General features: G+C 46.4%; 1 protein-coding gene. It reads left to right on the forward strand.

Annotated elements, in window-relative coordinates; genetic code table 11:
- On the forward strand, positions 1-250 hold a 250-nt coding region (locus R0J92_RS25215; protein ID WP_411053700.1), incomplete at both ends, for a hypothetical protein.

Consider the following 250-nt stretch of genomic DNA (forward strand, 5'->3'; position numbering starts at 1 on the left):
GTCTTTGCTGTCTGGCTAGTATCCGTCTTTATTTACGAACCGGAATATACGGCAACTAGCCAAGTATTTGTTGAACCGTCAACATCCGATACCATTCACGGCGAGGCTTTAGCCATAGCCGATTATCAAACATTGGAAGCATATCAAGTTTTAGCGAAAAGTCCGGCTGTCTTGTCCCAAGTTCTTGAAAAGACCGCCAGTGAATATTCCTTGCTTGAGCTTCGTGACCGGATAGCAATCGAGAGGCCGG

Origin of the sequence: Tritonibacter sp. SIMBA_163, from assembly GCF_046535935.1 — a bacterium.
Classification (GTDB): Bacteria; Pseudomonadota; Alphaproteobacteria; order Rhodobacterales; family Rhodobacteraceae; genus Epibacterium; species Epibacterium scottomollicae.